Origin of the sequence: Spirillospora sp. CA-108201, assembly GCF_050936235.1 — a bacterium.
Classification (GTDB): Bacteria; Actinomycetota; Actinomycetes; order Streptosporangiales; family Streptosporangiaceae; genus Spirillospora.
The window spans coordinates 6,052,931-6,068,016 of the sequence record NZ_JBNJNE010000001.1 but is presented as its reverse complement, the minus strand read 5'-3'; the positions used below and the strand labels follow the sequence as shown (position 1 = coordinate 6,068,016).

18 protein-coding genes and 1 tRNA gene are annotated in these 15,086 nt (G+C 70.8%); 10 read left to right on the top strand and 9 right to left on the bottom strand.

The features are described from left to right. Positions 1-120: 120 nt before the first annotated feature. Both ACQEU6_RS29210 and ACQEU6_RS29205 read right to left on the bottom strand, forming a co-directional pair. A complete protein-coding gene (locus ACQEU6_RS29210; RefSeq protein ID WP_499336260.1) occupies positions 121-912 on the bottom strand; it encodes an SDR family NAD(P)-dependent oxidoreductase in 792 nt (263 codons plus the stop codon). Between the two features lie 17 nt (positions 913-929). After that, on the bottom strand, positions 930-1,139 hold the full coding sequence (locus ACQEU6_RS29205) for a hypothetical protein (protein WP_499336259.1): 210 nt from the start codon (positions 1,137-1,139) through the stop codon (positions 930-932). A gap of 221 nt (positions 1,140-1,360) precedes the next feature. On the opposite strand from ACQEU6_RS29205, the gene ACQEU6_RS29200 reads away from it, so the two are divergent. Next, positions 1,361-1,480 carry a DLW-39 family protein gene (locus tag ACQEU6_RS29200; RefSeq protein WP_021592723.1) on the top strand — a complete coding sequence of 40 codons (120 nt, stop codon included), beginning with the start codon at positions 1,361-1,363 and terminating at the stop codon, positions 1,478-1,480. A 22-nt stretch (positions 1,481-1,502) separates the two neighbouring features. Beyond that, positions 1,503-2,207, top strand: a complete 705-nt coding sequence (locus ACQEU6_RS29195) for an HAD-IA family hydrolase (protein ID WP_499336258.1) — start codon at positions 1,503-1,505, stop codon at positions 2,205-2,207. A 471-nt stretch (positions 2,208-2,678) separates the two neighbouring features. On the opposite strand, the gene ACQEU6_RS29190 is transcribed toward ACQEU6_RS29195, so the two are convergent. Then, the gene (locus ACQEU6_RS29190) at positions 2,679-3,137 is read right to left on the bottom strand and encodes an LLM class flavin-dependent oxidoreductase (RefSeq protein ID WP_499336257.1); all 459 of its coding nucleotides are present in this window, start codon (positions 3,135-3,137) and stop codon (positions 2,679-2,681) included. Between the two features lie 358 nt (positions 3,138-3,495). Between ACQEU6_RS29190 and ACQEU6_RS29185 the strand changes: the two genes are divergently transcribed. Next, positions 3,496-3,568, top strand: a tRNA-Ala gene (locus tag ACQEU6_RS29185). A gap of 451 nt (positions 3,569-4,019) precedes the next feature. Here the strand turns inward: ACQEU6_RS29185 and ACQEU6_RS29180 are convergent. Together ACQEU6_RS29180 and ACQEU6_RS29175 are read right to left on the bottom strand one after the other, a co-directional pair. Beyond that, positions 4,020-4,589: a hypothetical protein gene (locus ACQEU6_RS29180; RefSeq protein WP_499336256.1), complete on the bottom strand. Its 570-nt coding sequence runs from the start codon at positions 4,587-4,589 to the stop codon at positions 4,020-4,022. Positions 4,590-5,043: 454 nt separating this feature from the next. After that, complete coding sequence (locus tag ACQEU6_RS29175) at positions 5,044-5,313, bottom strand: tyrosine-type recombinase/integrase (RefSeq protein WP_499336255.1); 270 nt, start codon at positions 5,311-5,313, stop codon at positions 5,044-5,046. Between the two features lie 376 nt (positions 5,314-5,689). Here ACQEU6_RS29175 and ACQEU6_RS29170 point away from each other — a divergent pair, with 376 nt between their 5' ends. Further along, on the top strand, positions 5,690-5,863 hold the full coding sequence (locus tag ACQEU6_RS29170; protein WP_499336254.1) for a hypothetical protein: 174 nt from the start codon (positions 5,690-5,692) through the stop codon (positions 5,861-5,863). Between the two features lie 409 nt (positions 5,864-6,272). Here the strand turns inward: ACQEU6_RS29170 and ACQEU6_RS29165 are convergent, their stop codons facing one another. Together ACQEU6_RS29165 and ACQEU6_RS29160 are read right to left on the bottom strand one after the other, a co-directional pair. Further along, positions 6,273-6,515, bottom strand: coding sequence for a hypothetical protein (locus ACQEU6_RS29165; protein ID WP_499336253.1), 243 nt, complete (start codon positions 6,513-6,515; stop codon positions 6,273-6,275). A gap of 952 nt (positions 6,516-7,467) precedes the next feature. Beyond that, the gene (locus ACQEU6_RS29160) at positions 7,468-7,611 is read right to left on the bottom strand and encodes a hypothetical protein (protein ID WP_499336252.1); all 144 of its coding nucleotides are present in this window, start codon (positions 7,609-7,611) and stop codon (positions 7,468-7,470) included. Between the two features lie 485 nt (positions 7,612-8,096). On the opposite strand from ACQEU6_RS29160, the gene ACQEU6_RS29155 reads away from it, so the two are divergent. From ACQEU6_RS29155 to ACQEU6_RS29145, 3 genes are all read left to right on the top strand, one after another. Next, positions 8,097-8,402 carry a hypothetical protein gene (locus ACQEU6_RS29155; protein WP_499336251.1) on the top strand — a complete coding sequence of 102 codons (306 nt, stop codon included), beginning with the start codon at positions 8,097-8,099 and terminating at the stop codon, positions 8,400-8,402. 199 nt (positions 8,403-8,601) lie between these two features. Continuing rightward, entirely contained in the window at positions 8,602-9,261 is a 660-nt protein-coding gene (locus ACQEU6_RS29150) for a YdcF family protein (protein WP_499336250.1), read from the top strand. Positions 9,262-9,494: 233 nt separating this feature from the next. Further along, the gene (locus ACQEU6_RS29145) at positions 9,495-9,809 is read left to right on the top strand and encodes a hypothetical protein (RefSeq protein WP_499336249.1); all 315 of its coding nucleotides are present in this window, start codon (positions 9,495-9,497) and stop codon (positions 9,807-9,809) included. 18 nt (positions 9,810-9,827) lie between these two features. On the opposite strand, the gene ACQEU6_RS29140 is transcribed toward ACQEU6_RS29145, so the two are convergent. Beyond that, positions 9,828-10,856 carry a hypothetical protein gene (locus ACQEU6_RS29140; RefSeq protein WP_499336248.1) on the bottom strand — a complete coding sequence of 343 codons (1,029 nt, stop codon included), beginning with the start codon at positions 10,854-10,856 and terminating at the stop codon, positions 9,828-9,830. Between the two features lie 116 nt (positions 10,857-10,972). Here ACQEU6_RS29140 and ACQEU6_RS29135 point away from each other — a divergent pair, with 116 nt between their 5' ends. Next, the gene (locus ACQEU6_RS29135) at positions 10,973-11,572 is read left to right on the top strand and encodes a TetR/AcrR family transcriptional regulator (protein ID WP_499336247.1); all 600 of its coding nucleotides are present in this window, start codon (positions 10,973-10,975) and stop codon (positions 11,570-11,572) included. Positions 11,573-11,617: 45 nt separating this feature from the next. Here ACQEU6_RS29135 and ACQEU6_RS29130 read toward each other — a convergent pair whose 3' ends face one another. Continuing rightward, the gene (locus tag ACQEU6_RS29130; RefSeq protein ID WP_499336246.1) at positions 11,618-12,670 is read right to left on the bottom strand and encodes a LacI family DNA-binding transcriptional regulator; all 1,053 of its coding nucleotides are present in this window, start codon (positions 12,668-12,670) and stop codon (positions 11,618-11,620) included. A gap of 165 nt (positions 12,671-12,835) precedes the next feature. On the opposite strand from ACQEU6_RS29130, the gene ACQEU6_RS29125 reads away from it, so the two are divergent. Both ACQEU6_RS29125 and ACQEU6_RS29120 read left to right on the top strand, forming a co-directional pair. After that, entirely contained in the window at positions 12,836-14,188 is a 1,353-nt protein-coding gene (locus tag ACQEU6_RS29125; protein ID WP_499336245.1) for an amidase, read from the top strand. Positions 14,189-14,199: 11 nt separating this feature from the next. Beyond that, positions 14,200-15,084: a nitrilase family protein gene (locus ACQEU6_RS29120; RefSeq protein ID WP_499336244.1), complete on the top strand. Its 885-nt coding sequence runs from the start codon at positions 14,200-14,202 to the stop codon at positions 15,082-15,084. Positions 15,085-15,086 lie beyond the last annotated feature (2 nt).

Below are 15,086 nucleotides of genomic sequence, written 5' to 3'. Positions count from 1 at the left end.
CGCAGACCCTCCTCGCGCGGGGGGCGCGCGGCAGGGGGATGAAGGCCCGGCCGCTGCGCCGGCTCGTCCCGCTGATCAAGCGGGTCCGCCCGGATTATCGCCGGAAGATCCTGTTTGTCGCTACCGCTTGCCGCGCTGCCCGTCCGCGAGGCCCTGCGAGATCCGGCGCCCGCCCGCGCGCCGCTGCACGGCCGCGGACAGGACGGGCGCGACCCCGCCGACCAGCGCGCCGATCCTCAGCCCGAGGGGCGCCACGTCGATCTCCGCGATGTCGCGCTCGACGGCCCGGACGGTCGCGCGCGCCACGTCCTGGGGCGACCGCGTCCCGACCCCCTTCGGCAGGGCCACGCCGGCCTCCGCGAACATGCCCGCGTCCCGGATGAAGCCGGGGAAGACCGTCGAGACGCCGACGCCGTGCGGGCGCAGATCCTCGCGCAGGGCCAGGGCGAATCCCCGCATACCGAACTTCGTCGCGTTGTAGAGGGACGCGTGTCCGGACGCCGTCTTACCGGACAGCGACGAGACGAAGACCAGATGGCCGCGGCCACGATCGGCCATCTGCGCGGCGGCGAGCTTCGCCATCACGACCGGCGCCCGCAGGTTCACGTCGAGCGCCCGGTCGATCTCCCCGATCGAGTACTCCGCGAGCAGCCCGGACGCCGGCAGCGCCGCGTTCGCGACCAGCACGTCCACCCGGCCCGCCTCGTCCAGGAGGCTCTCGGCCGTCTCCCGGTCCGCCAGGTCGGCGACGACGGCGCGGGCGCCGAGCCGCTCGGCCAGCGGTTCCAGGACGTCGCCGCGGCGCCCCGTCAGCACCAGCCGGGCTCCGCGGCCGGCCAGCGCCCTCGCCAGCGCCTGGCCGATCCCGCCGGTCGCGCCGGTCAGCAGGACGTTCGCTCCGCGCAGATCCATGCCGAGATGATGGCGGATCACATTCCGATCCGCCACAGCAGCAGGATGATCGACGCGAGCACGAGCCCGGCGGTGCCGAGCGACACGTCGCCGAGGGCGATCACGCCCGTGCACGCCGTGGCGGTCAGCCCCGCGACCAGCACCAGCCCGCGGCCCCTGGAGGGCAGTTCGTCCGGCACGTCCGGCTCCAGTTCGCGCTCCCAGCGCCGGAAGTCGTCTTCCGCCATCGGCCACTCCCGAAGGTCGTCCCCCCGGATTATGCGGCCGTTCCGGCGTTCCGACGAGAGGGGGAAATGCGAGGCTTCTTCGAATGTCCGTCCGATGAGGGGCCCTTCGGTGCTGATCGCCCGGCCGCGGTTGCTAGGCTGCGGAGAGCCTGGGGGAGGCAGACACCGATCGAGCCGTTCCCCGGTTCTGACTTGATAGTCGAAGGTGAAGGGGTCCCACCGTGAAGAAGCTGCTCGTCCTCGCCGTCGTCGCACTCGGTGGCTTCGCCGTCTGGCGCAAGCTCCAGCAGGACCGCGCCGAGCTGGACCTGTGGACCGAGGCCACGTCGTCCGACAACTGACCCGCCGGCGACAGGCCCCGGCGTGAACGAAGCAGAGCCGATCACCGTCGCCTGCCTCGATCTCGCCGGGACCACCGTCGCGGACGGCGACACCGTCGAGTCCGCCTTCGCCGAGGCGATCGCCACCCTGGGGATCGTCTCCGGCACGGCGGCCTACGGCCGTGCCCTCGCCCGCTTCCGTGACGCGCGCGGGGGATCGAAGATCGGCATTTTCCGCTCGCTCTTCGACGAACCCCGCGCCCAGGCCGCGCACCTGGCGTTCGAGCGGTCCTACCACGACCTCATCGACCGGCGCGGCCTGGCACCCGTGCCCGGTGCCGACGACGCCCTCGCGCGCCTGCGCGGCGCCGGTGTCCGCGTGTGCCTGCTCACCGGCTTCGGCCGCGGCACGCAGGCCCGCGTCCTCGACGCCCTCGGCTGGTGGGACCGCGCCGACCTGACGCTCTGCCCCGAGGACGTCCCGCGCGGCCGACCGTGGCCCGACCTCGTCCTGACCGCGGCCCTGCGCCTCGGTGTGGACGACGTCCGCAACATCGCCGTCTGCGGCGACACTGCAGGCGACATGCTCTGCGGGCGCCGCTCCGGCGCGTCCATCGTCGCCGGCGTCCTCACCGGCGCCCACGACCACGACCGCCTCGTGGCCGCGGGCGCCACCCACGTCCTCCCCACGATCGCCGACCTCCCCGACATCCTCCTCCGCACCCCCGCCAACGCCGACCACGGCTGACCGCCGCCCACGGAGGACGCGCCGCCCGATTCGTCACAGGACACCTCGGACGGCGGCAAGCTCCCGCATAAGAGGGTTGATCTGGCCGGACGCATTGCTGTCGACGCTGGTCGTCCGGCATGCCCGGCCAGATATAGGTGAGGACGAACCCCGGTAGCCGAGTCCGCTGGCGGCTGCAATTCGACTTGGCCGGCCAGTCCCCGATGTACCTCATTCAGCTCGGCCGATTCTGGGGTGGTCGGCCAGAGCGGTCGCGCAGGCCGTCGGTGCCTTTCTTCTGGGTATCGGCGGGCAGGAGCGGCCGATGCCGTGACACCGGCAGGTCTGGGAGACGTCGCGTCACCCTCTCGGCGTGGTGCAGGACCACAGGCGGCGCTGTGCCTGGCGGTCCTGTTGCTGCTGAGGCCATGGGCGCATGAGAGATCTCCGTAGTGATCGGAGCCCCCCGGGTGTCGACGACCTTCGACAGTTTCAGAGTCGGAGCGCCGGGCGGACGGCCTCGGCGATGAGCTCCATCTGCTCAAGCTGAGCAGCGAGGGTCGGCACGGCGATGCGGCAGGCGAGGTGCTCCGCGCCGGCCTCCGTGCAGCGGGACAGCGTGGCGGCCACCTGCTCGGCCGGGCCCGCGACGATCACCTGAATGGTTCGCACCGCTTCGTACGGCAGGCCGTAGGTGGATCGGCAGTACGAGTCGAGCTGCTGCTCCACGCCTTCCGCGTCATCGCTGACCAACACCGTGACGAACAGCGCCGGAGTGACCGAGCCCGCCGGGCGTCCCGCAGCCGCCGACCGCACTGCCGCGAGGCCCGTCCGGTAGTCGGCCGGGTCCGGCGGGTAGGGCAGCCACCCGTCGTAGAGCCGTCCGGTACGCTCCAGCGCCGCCGATAACAACAATTCCCTCGAAGGAATGAGCGCCAGCCGACGCCGCACGGCGAAGCTCCCCTGGCCCTACGCTGCGCCCGCGCAGCGCAGCCCCCAGCCAACTCGTTCGCCCACACGCTGCGACCTTTCCAACCACTCCGGAGCGCTCGCCAGATCACTGCACTGACACCAAGGCAGCACACGAACTCACACACGCGGCGGCTGCAACAAGACGTCACCCGTGGCAGGAGTGAAACCGGGGGCGTCCCTCCCTCCGCCTCGGCCACAGCAACGCCTCCGGCCGCTGAGCGTCGAGACAGGCCGGACATCGGCCACCCTGCCCGAAAGCTTGCGCTCCTCCCACGGTGTACCATCGTCACCGGTCACGCCGACCGCGCGTCACCGCAGGTCAAACAACCGAAGACCTGGGGCCTTAGCTCAGTTGGTAGAGCACCGGCTTTGCAAGCCGGGTGTCAGGGGTTCGAATCCCCTAGGCTCCACATACGAAAAAGCCCAGGTCGGACGCCATGTCCTGACCTGGGCTCTCGTCTCTCACGATCGCTTCTTTCGCTTCCGTGCCCGTTGCGTGCGGCGTGGGCGCCGGTCACCGGGCGGCCGCGCCGGGCCGCGCATCGCGACGCGCCCGCCGGCCCGCCCCGTCCGGCCGCCACGGGGGCCGCGCCGCCGCCGATCATGGTGCATCAGGCAGGCACAAGCCATCCCCGGTATAGGGACGTTGCAAGTTGGCGTGGAAATCCGCGGGGCTCCCCCGACCCCGATCTGTCGAGGATGGCGACGGCCAGAACCCGTCGCTGAGTACAGGTCTCGTCGGGGCCGGGAGGAAGGTGGGGGAAGAACAGCGGCTACGCCGCATGCCCCTGGCACCACATGGACCGGGCACCACGCGACAACCCGCTGGATCCTGATGCCAGGCAGGGCACGGGCGAGGTGCTAACCGTACCGGGGGCCCCATAGCAAGCGAGCAAGCACAAACAGACCCACGATCAAGACCGGCGACAGCCATGCGGCTACAGGCGAACGGCGCCCAATGGCGATCAAGACCGCCAGAGCGGGGGTCGATGAGAGGCCGATGATCAAGCCTAAGGCTTCGCCCAAGGGCACCGGAAGACAGTGAGACTGACCATGGACTCCGGGCAAGCTGCAGTGAATCCCGTGTGGGAGCGCGACCCCACCGAACAGGACACCCCCCAGGAAGAACCAGAGTCCGCCCAAGAGCCACGCACCCGTGCCGAGCATCAGGCCGAGAACGCGAACCGAGCTGGGCCTGGCGTCCACACCACGGGTACGTCGAGCATCGATCACCACCAGAGCCCACAGAGCCCCGAGCGCAAGCACCTCGGCCAGCGTTACCCAAAACCAGAGCCGGTATCGGTAATCTGCGTCCGGCTCTGTGTTGCAGACGTTGGCCAACCACGTCGTCGCCGTTATCGTCGCCCAGCCCGCAACGATCGAGGCCACCTGGAGCCGTATCCCGGGCCACGCCGCCGCATATTTGATCATGGTGCGATGTTAGACCGGATTGTCCGCCTATCCGGTTGAGAACCCAACGGGAACGCCGTGTAGTTGGAGCACATTCGTTCGTAGAACGTCCCGTGCATGGGCCAGGCGGCGGCCGTGACAGCAACATCAGCAGACGTCGCCACACGTGATCAACCCTCACCATGAGGTCACCACCGCGAAGCCGGCCAGTGACCTTGGCCATGATCGAACTGATAAAGATGTGGCTCACCGGTCGAGGGACGACTGGCCCGTTGCGTGCCCGATGGGGCGGTGATCAAGGGGGACTCACGGTCACTTACGGGGAGATCGCCGAGTCGGCCCAGGTCAGCGGTTCGCCAGGTCGGGCGAAGGGTTCATGATCGGCTTTGCAAGCCGGGTGTCAGGGGTTCGAATCCCCTAGGCTCCACCAGCGAAAACGCCCCCGCCCAGACCACGGGCGGGGGCGTTCGTGCGATTAGGTCATCGGGGCGGGCGCGCCACCGAGGCCGCCGTCATCCTCGTCATCGTCGCCGCCCTGCTCTGCCTTGATCTTGTTGTTGAGCGCATCGGCGATCGCGCGGCCCACCTCAGACGTCGCGTGCTGGTAGATCATCGCTGCTCGGACGCTGTCGTGCCCCATCCGGTCCATGAGGTCACGCAGATTCGCCCCGCTCTGCGCCGCAAGGGTGTTGCCCGTGTGCCGAAGGTCATGGAAGTGCGGGTTCGGGAGCCCGAGCGTTTCCACGGCCAGAGGCCACCGGGACGCCCGCCGGAAGTTGCCCCGCCGCAGTACTCCGCCGTTGGGCCCGCGAAGACGAGCGCCGATGGATCACCGGGGACGTGTGCCCGCAGGTGTTCCCGGATCAACGGGACGATGCCCGCCGGAAAGCTCACGATGCGCTTGCCCGCTCGAGACATGGGAGGCCCGATCATCAGTCTCTGGTTTCAAGGGCGGGGCGCTCGGACTGCTGGCGTCGCCCAGCGCGGAGACCGCGCATCGCGCGTGGACGGGTGTGGCTGCACCAGCTCTCAGCCGGACAGTTCAGCTTGAGAATTATGCAAATCAAGTTGGACGGTGCTGCCCAGTTGCTGCGCCGTCCCGTCTAGTCAGTGGAGTTCTGATGAACGATCTGATCACGTGGCTGCTCAAGAACGGGACCGCACTCTCCCTGACCATCCCGACCTGCGGGAGCAAGTGCGCCGAGGGACCCGCTCCGCAAATGGTTCGGGCCTGGGACTACTTCTACTTCCCGCGAACCTGGGCTGGTCGACCGCCGCACTCGGTGAGCCGGTAGACCCCACACCTGAGACCAGCCGCGTCACTGTGGCGGCCTTCTGCAGTAGCGGGTCCTTCCAACACGGAAGGACCGCACTCTTTTCTCTACGGGTTTGCAACGCTGGACAGAGGCAGGACCACCGAACCAGCGCATGTGCGATGGCGTGAGGGGGCGGCCTGGCGCCGGGCCGCGCATCGCGCCGCCGCCGCTCTGTCGCCCAGCCGCCGGCGGTCACGGGGGTCCGCGCCGCCTCAGAGCCATCCGCGACGCTCGCGGCGGCTTCTCCACGAACCGCGCACCGCTGCCACGATCAAGCCGTCAAAGGCAACGCCTCCGGCGAGGGCACTCCGACTCCGGGAAGCCCATCCCGCACCCGTGAAGGTCGTTCGTCCGGTGGGGCGCTCCACCTTCACCCCCTGTACAGGACTCACTCCCGCATGCGTCGTCTGATCTCGGCGAAGGCGTCGTTCGCCGAATCACCCGGGTTGTCGTACACGTGCTCCACCGCGTGGAACGCTACTTCGCACGCGACTCCGTCCAACTCGCCGCCCTCCAGTTCGTGCACCTCGCTGACGAAGCCGGGAAACGTGGGGTCGTCAAGGATGAGCGCGGTGAGGGATTCGCCGAAGTCTTCGCACAACGAGGATCGGTACCGCTCCAGAACGTTCACGAACCACATTCTGCCCGCCACGCCCGGGGCAGCGTGGGGTCATACGAATCCCTGGCCTTCAGGTTCGCGTGTCGCGACGCCTCCGCGGAGCCGCCCGTTGCCGGCGGTCATCGGGGCACGCCCCGCGAGTACGGGCGCGGCATGGACGTGGTCACGCTCTTTCGCACCAGTGGCGGTCCGCTCACCGAGGGAGCCGTACGGGTGGACGCCGGTAGTGCTGAGGAATGCTTGCACCGTGCTCGCATAGCCCTGGGGAAGGCTGGTCTTGCACTGGACGACATCGCCTGAGTGGCGCAGGGCGCGACGGGCAGTGGGTGGTGGCACTGTTCGAGCTGATGCGACCATGCTGGGATGGCCATCACGCAACGGTATGCATGAGTCGGCGATCGCCGGGCCGCTTGCGCGCGACGCGGTACGGCAGGCGCGCCGGGGCCTCTCCGAGTGTCCCTGACGGAGTGCCCGCCAAGGTTCTGCGGGAGATCACGGAGGCCTCGCGGGCCGGGCGGTGTCCCGATGTCGAGTCGATGACCACGGCACTCGCGGCGCTCACGTGGTTCCTCCGGCAGCCAGGCCGGAGACTGACGGCGGAGGTGTACCCCACGTGCCCGTGTCATGATCCGCGGGAGGCGCTGGACACGCTCCAGGAGATAGCCGCGGTGCTTCCTCCGCCGTCCCGACGCCAGGTCTTGGCGATCGTTTCCCCGCTCGCGGAGCAATATCGGGACCGCACCCTGCATGATCCGTCCGCGCCGGAAGACCGGCCGTGGTGGCGACGGCGCATCGCCGAGCACTGAACCGCTGTCGAGAGCAGTGGGAAGCGCTGGACGGGGACTCGCGGTCATCTGCGGGGTGATGTGTTGAGGGCGCCCAGGGCAGGGCTCAGTGGACGAGATTCTCGGCTTGCCCAAGATGGCGGCCCCGGCGGGGGCCGCCTGTGGCTGACCACTTGGGGTCAGTTGCTGGGCCCGAGAAGCTGCGGCCCCTCGGGCTGGTCGCTGGCCGGCGGGGGCGTCTGGGTCTCGACCCCGTCGGCCGTCTGGGTCCTGTCCACGGCCGGGTCGTTCCAGTCGCCGGCCGGGACGGTCGGGTTGCTCATGGCAATCACCTCGAATGGCGTTGGTCTGTCGGTCTGGCATGCATGACGCACACCTAGTAGGACCGTTCGCCGCGCGAGGCGAAGCGCACCACAGGAGGTCCGCGCCACCCTCCTTGCCTTCACCATTCACACCGTGTCGTCACAACCTCAAGCAACCTGCCTGGGCAGTACGGCTAGGACACTGCCTTCGGGGTCCGGCGGAGGCGTTTTCAGTCAGGATCTGTGTCGGGTCCGGCACGCTGTGTTCTGGCGGCGGGCGCTCGGGGAATGCGTCTGGACGAGGAAGTGAACAGCACTGGCGGAACACCCCTGGTCGCCGTAGGGTACCTCGCGTGATCAAAATTGGAGGGCGCGCTCTGCGCCTGGCCGCTGTCATGCTTCCCACATTGACGCTGACCACCGTGCTGGCCTCCAGCACCCCGGCGAGTGCGGCGGGCCCGTCCTGCGGGTCCCGGTACGCCTTGCGTAGCAGCCATTCGATTTACGTGAACTCCAAAGTCCGCGGCTATCTCAAGGTCTACTACAACTCCTCCAACGGCTATAACTGCGCGCTGGCCGTCCGCAAGGGCTCGACGTCGCTGTACAGCATCAAGCTCAAGCTCTGCGTCTACAACGCGGCCAGGACCAAGTACGGCAACTGCAAGTACGACGGTTACAGCAAGAGGAACCACTGGTACTCCGGGCCGCTCTACGTCTACGGCAAGCATCGGTGCCTGTACGTCAAGGCCTTCATCAACACCGACGGCGCGCACAAGGGCGAACTGACCGGCAAGAAGGTTCACTGCGGCTGACCGGCGCCGATCCCGGCCGCTCGGCCACGGACCAGCGGTCCGGGCGCGCGCCCACGAGATCTTTCTGAGGCGGTCCGGCGGTGATGCCGCCGGGGCGCCTTCGGCCGCGCCCGGCGTGTTCTGGATTCGGGTCTCGTGACGCGACATCGCCTCCGGCGCGGGAATGCGCGTCCGCGCATGGGTGAGGGGGAAAGGTTCCGTGCCCGAGACGGTGTTGCCCGACGCCTACCGTGGTGACGTGGAGACCCTGTGGGACTACCACGACATGCATCATGCGGTTCGGCCCGCCGATGTCGCCATCGGGCTCGGCAGCCATGATCTCGGTGTCGCCACCTTCGCGGCGGAGCTCTATCGCGAGGGCTTGTTTCCCCGCATCGTCTTCACGGGAGCCAACGCGCCGACGACCGTCGAGCGGTTTCCGCGCGGTGAAGCCGTCCATTATCGCCAACATGCCATCGCGCTCGGCGTTACCGATGAGGCGATCCTGGTCGAGCCCGAAGCCGCCAATACCGGCCAGAACATCGAGTTCACCCGGCGGCTGCTCGCCGACCACGGGATCGAGGTTCGCTCGGCGACATTGATCTCTCGGCCCTACCAGCAGCGCCGTGCCTATTCCACGGCCAAGAAGCTGTGGCCGGAAATCGAGGTGAACTGCGCGTCCCGACCGCTCCCGTTGGACGAGTACGTCGTGAGCATCGGCGACGTGGGGCGGGTCATCTCCATGCTCGTGGGCGACACGCAGCGCATCATGCTCTACCCGGCCCGAGGATTCGCCATCCCGCAGGACGTGCCGCCGGAGGTGGAAGCGGCCTACCGCCGTCTGGTCGAGGCGGGCTTCACCGGCAGGCTCGTCCGATAGGCGCAGGTGGCCGGCCGCCGGCCGTTCATGGAACCGGTCCCTCCGCGCAGTGCGGAGGGACCGGCGTGTTGATCAGCGGCTCAACCGCCCCGGCCCGCGCAGGGACCAGGGCCGGATGGAACTAGCCGCAGTTGTGGCTGTCACGCACTGTGCACCACGAGACCTGGCAGATCATGCACGTCATCTGCAAGTGGCCAGGCTCGTCGCACACCTGGATGATCGGAGGCGCTCCAGTGATCAAAGGAGTGACCGCCGACCATCCGGCACTGGTGAGGGCGATGAATCTCAGTGAGGCCAAGCGCGAGTACCGGGAGGTGCTCGGGGCGTTCGCCGGCTTGGGCGAGGCGGTTTCCGAAGCTCGTCTGGTGGACGTCCAGCGGCGCTTGGACGGTGTGCACAAGCGTGCGATGCGTCAGATCGACCAGTACACGACGCGCAGATTCCTCTCGGTGAACCAACGGCGCGGCATGGTCACCAAGCTGGATCGGCTGCACCGGGAGGCGCATGCCGAGGTACTCGCCCTTGCGGCGGAGCGGCCGGAGAGATGATCCTCCGCGCTCGGCGCGCTATGCCGGGCGCGTGCGGGTGCGACCGTAGTGGGCCAGGGCGTGGAAGGCCGCCTTGGGCTCCCAGGGCATGTCCGGGTAGGTGGTGCCCTTGCCGGGGAGGACCTTGACGATGCCGAAGGATGCCCTGTCGAAGTCGTGGGCGCCGGTGTCGGCGTGGGGCAGGTCGTAGCGGGCGAAGGTGTAGACGAAGGCGGCGTCGATCCCCGAGTTCTCGAAGATGTCGAGGAGTTCGCGCAGGTAGTCGGCCTGCTCCTGCTCGTCGCGGACGACGGGACGGGTGAGGTGGGCTGGGCGGGCCTGGTCGTTCCATTCGATGACCTCGTCTCCCCGGCTCGCGATGGCGGCGGCGCCGCGGTAGGAGGCGCAGCCGAACTCGGTGACCGCCGCGGGCCTGCCGTGGGCGGTGAGGGCCCGCAGCCCGGCGGGGAGCAGGTCGGCGTTCTGCGTGTCGCGATAGCCGGCGTCGGTGGCGACCACGTCGAACAGGGTCCAGTCGACGCCCTCGAAGGGCAGCGAGGCGTAGCCGATGCGGCCGCCGAACTCGTTCCGCGCGGTCGCGACGGCCTTGGCGAGGAAGGCGTTGATCGCGGCGGGCAGGGAGGCCAGCGCGGTGCGCGCCTGCCGCGGGTCGGAGAGGGCGGCGGCTCTTTCCCGGAGGGTGGCGCCGGGGAGGAACCCGGCGGTGCAGATGGAGATCTCCGATCCGGTGAGGAAGACGACGTCGGCGCCGTCGCGGCGCAGCCGCTCCGCACGGGCGGCGCCGTCGGCCACGAAGTCGAGCAGCTCGTCCTGGGTGAGGCCGTTGGTGAACGGGCAGTACCAGACTTCGAGTCCGGCCTCGGCGGCGAGGCGGGCGGCCGTCTCCAGCCGGTCGCGGTCGCCGCCGGTGATCCGGACGGCGTCGCAGCGCAGGTCGCTGCGGATGATCTCCATCTCGCGGCGGACGACGGCCGGGTCGAAGGGTTCGCGGGTGGTGGTGCCCGCGCTCGTGAAGCCCGTGTCGAAGTTGATGCCGAGGGCGCGCATGGCCGCTCCTTCGTGGTCGAATTTACGGTACGCACCGTACCTTATGCGCCTCTCGGCTGCGCTTGCCAGGCGTGAGCCAGGGGTACGCTTCGTACCCTGACGGATGAAGGGGCGGCATGGCTGAGGGCGGGGCTTCGCGGCGGCGGGGGGCCGCGCTGGAGGAGGCGATCCTGCGGGCGGCGGCCGAGGTGCTGCGGGAGTCCGGCGCCGGTGGCCTGACCATGGACGAGGTGGCGCGGCGGGCGGGCACGAACAAGAACGCGATCTACCGCCGGTGGCCGAACCGCGTCGCGCTCGGCGTCGCCGCGTACGGGAGGCTGGCCGACGATGCGATCACGGTGCCGGACACCGGTTCCCTGCGGGACGACGCCCTGGACCTGCTGCGCCGCGCGAACAGCACCTGGTCGTCGCCGTACGGGGAGATCCTGCGCGGGTTGGTCGCGGCGGCCGGCGGCGCGCCGGAGCTGCTCGCCGAGCTGCGGGACGGCGGCGGCGGCGCCTACGAGGCGGCGTGGCTGACGGTGGTCGGACGGGCGGTGGCCCGTGGCGAGGCCGCGGCCGAGGCGCTGCATCCGCGCGTCGCGTCCACGCCGGTGGCGCTGCTGCGCAACGAGTACATGACGCGGGGCGTCCCGGCCGTGCCGGACGGCGTTCTGGTCGAGATCGTGGAGGAGGTCTTCCTGCCGCTGGTCCGGGGGCGCGCCCGCCCCCGTTGACGAGTCTCACGCCGAAGCGAGCGCGGCGACGCCCGGTCGGAGCGGTCAGGGCTTCTCGATCGTTCGGGCCGGTTTCGCGGGGCCGGTGGACGTCCGGACGACGAGGGCGGGAGAGAGTTGCTCGGACGCCGGCGTCCGTCCGGCGAGCAGGTCGACGAGAAGGTCGAGGGCCCGTGCGCCCATCTCGCGCATGGGCGAGCGGACGCTGGTGAGCGGGATCGGCAGCTCCGCCGCGAGGGGAGTGTCGTTGTAGCCGGCGACGGCGACGTCCTCGCCGGGGCGCAGGCCCTCGTCGCGCAGGACACCGAGCGCGCCGATGGCCGCGAAGTCGTTGACGGCGAACAGGGCCGTGGGCCGGGGGGCGCGGCGCAGGAGGCGCTCGGCGGCGGCGCGGCCGCCGGCGGCGTCGAATCCGGAGTGGACGACGTGGGAGCCGGGCACGGGGAGGCCCGCCTCCCGGTAGCGGTCGACGAAGCCGGCGGTGCGGTCGGCGCCGGTGCTGGCGAAGGGCTCGCCCGCGATGACGCCGACCCGCCGGTGGCCGAGGGCGAGCAGGTGGTCGGCGACCAGGCGCCCGCCGAGACGGTCGTCGCAGGTGACGGACGGGTGCCCGCCGGCGTGCCGGCTGACCAGGACGAACGGGACGCGCCGCTCGGCGATCCCGTCGAGGAACGCGGCGTCGGTGTGCGCGTCGCCGAAGACCAGGCCGTCGACGTGCCGGGACAGCGCCAGTTCGGTGCGCGCCCGCTGCTGCTCCGGGCGGTCGTGGCTGTTCATGACGAAGGTGGTGAGGCCGTGCCGGGCGGCGGCGTCCTCGATGCCCTCGTAGATGGTGGCGAGCACCAGGTCGGACAGCCGGGGGACCAGGACGCCGACGAGGTTGCTGCGCTGCGTGCGCAGGCTGGTGGCGTGGGGGTTGGGGCGGTAGTCCAGCCGGGCGGCCCAGCGCCGGATCTCGTCGGCGGTCTCGCGGGACGCGGCGCGCTGGGCGTCGTCGGGGGAGCCGTTGAGCACCCGGGAGACGGTGGAGACGTCGACGCCCGCCGCCTCCGCGATGGTCCGCAGCGTCGCGGGCCGCTGCCGGTCGTTGCGGGCCACTGCGTCCGCCTTCCTGCCGCCGTGCCCCTTGACAGGGCCACCGTCCGGTGTCTTTTATACAACCCAAACGTTTGACCCAATCGTTTGGGTCAGCGGAAGATCCACCCCAATCGATTGGGAAAGAGGCGAAGCCGTGACACCACGGGCCGATGCGAGGCGGTCGGCGTGATCGCCCTGCCGCCGGAGGCGGGCTGGTTCGCCCGGCGCACGGTCGCGGGACTGGCCGGCGCCCTCCGGGACGGGCGGACGTCCCCCGCCGAGCTGGTGGAGCGGACGCTGGCCGAGGCGTCCCGGCTCCACGGGCTCAACGCGTTCGTCACCGTCGACGGAACCGGGGCGCGCGCGGCGGCGGAGCGCGCCGGACAGGAGCTGGCCGGCGGCCTGGACCGCGGTCCCCTCCACGGCATCCCCGTCGCGGTCAAGGACGTCGTCGACACCGCGGGGCTGCGCACGACGATGGGGTCCCGCCACCACGCCGACCGGGTGCCGGAGCGCGATGCCGAGTGCGTGCGCCGGTTGCGCGCGGCCGGCGCGGTCATCGTCGGGAAGACCACGACCCACGAGTTCGCCTTCGGGCCGACCGGCGACCGTTCGCTGAACGGGGCGACCCGCAACCCCTACGGGGAGGGGCGTCTCGCCGGCGGGTCCAGCGGCGGGTCGGCCGCGGCGGTGGCCGCCGGGATCGTGCCGCTCGCGGTGGGCACCGACACCGGCGGCTCGTTGCGCATCCCCGCCGCGTGCTGCGGGATCGTCGCGCTCAAGCCGACCCTCGGCGCCGTGCCGTCCGACGGGGTCTTCCCGGTCTCGTCCTCGCTGGACACCGTGGGCCCGATGGCGCGGACCGCCGATGACTGCCTGCTGCTGTGGAACGCCCTGGCCGGAGGGGACGCCCCGGACCCGGACGTCTCCGCCGTCCGCGCCGGCTGGGTGGCGCCGGACGCGGTCCACCCGGTCGACCCGCGCGTGGCGGCGGCGGCCAGAGCCATGCTGGAGCCGCTGCCCGCGCGCGACGTCGCCGTCCCCGGCATCGCCCGGCTGCGCTGGGCGTACACGGCGATCCAGAGCGGCGAGGTCCACCGGCTCCACGCGGGACGGATGGCCGCCGCGCCGGATCTCTACGACGAGGAGGTCCTGGCGCGGCTGCGCGCGGCCGGGCGGGTCACCGAACAGGACACCGCCACGGCCCGCGAGCTGCGGGAACGGGTCCGCGGGGCGGTGACGGCCCTCTTCGGACGCTTCGATCTCCTCGCCATGCCCACCGTTCCGGTCGCCGCCCCGCCGCTGGGCGCCCGGACCCTGGTGCTGAACGGGACGCCCGCCGACGTCCGCGCGGCGCTCCTGGCGTACACGAGCCCCTGGAGCGTGCTCGGCCTTCCCGCCGTCAGCCTTCCCGCCGGCCTCGTCGACGGGTTGCCCGCCGGCCTGCAGCTGATCGCCCGGCCCGGCGCCGAGCGCCTGCTCCTCGCGGCCGCGCGCCGCCTGACGAAGACGACCTCCACCACCCCATCGCAGCCGTGAAGGAGCAGCCCATGACCGCCGTCAGCCCGGTCACCGCCGCCGCCGTGCAGTTCGACCCGCAGGTCGGCCTGGAGAACAAGGACGGGAACGTCCGGCGAAGCGTCGAACTGATCAACGAGGCCGCCGACCGGGGAGCGACGCTGGTCGTGCTCCCGGAACTGGCCGGCACCGGTTACGGGTTCGCCGACCGCGGGGAGGCGTACGCGCACGCGGAGTCCGTCCCGGACGGGCCCACGACCCGGACGTGGGCGGCGCTCGCCCGGGAGCGCGGCCTGCACATCGTCGGCGGCGTGGCCGAGCGCGACGGCGTGCGGCTGTACGACACGGCGGTGCTCATCGGCCCGGACGGGGTGATCGGCACCTACCGGAAGACCCACCTGTGGAACCGGGAGAAGCTGTACTTCGAGCCCGGCGATCTCGGCTTCCCCGTCTTCCGGACGAGGATCGGCCGCATCGGCCTGCTGATCTGCTGGGACATCTGGTTCCCCGAGGTGGCGCGGCTCCTCGCGGCCCAGGGCGCGGACGTGATCTGCAGCGTGAACAACTGGGTGTGGACGCCGCCGCCGCTCTTCGACGAGGCGGGCCGGTGCATGGCCGCCTACCTGACGATGACCGCGTCGCACGTCAACAACGTCCCGATCGTCGCGGCGAACCGGGTCGGGGAGGAGCGCGGGGGCCGGTTCCTCGGATGCTCCCTCGTCACGGGCACGGGCGGCTGGCCGATCGGCTCGGTGGCCCCCGCCGAGGGCGAGGCGACCGTCTACGCCGATCTCGACCTCGCGGCGGCGCGGTCGGCGCCGATCTGGAACGACCTCAACGACCTCGTCCGGGACCGGCGCACCGATCTGTACGATCCGCTGCTCGGCTATCGCGGCGGCGACGCGTTCCCCCGCTGAGG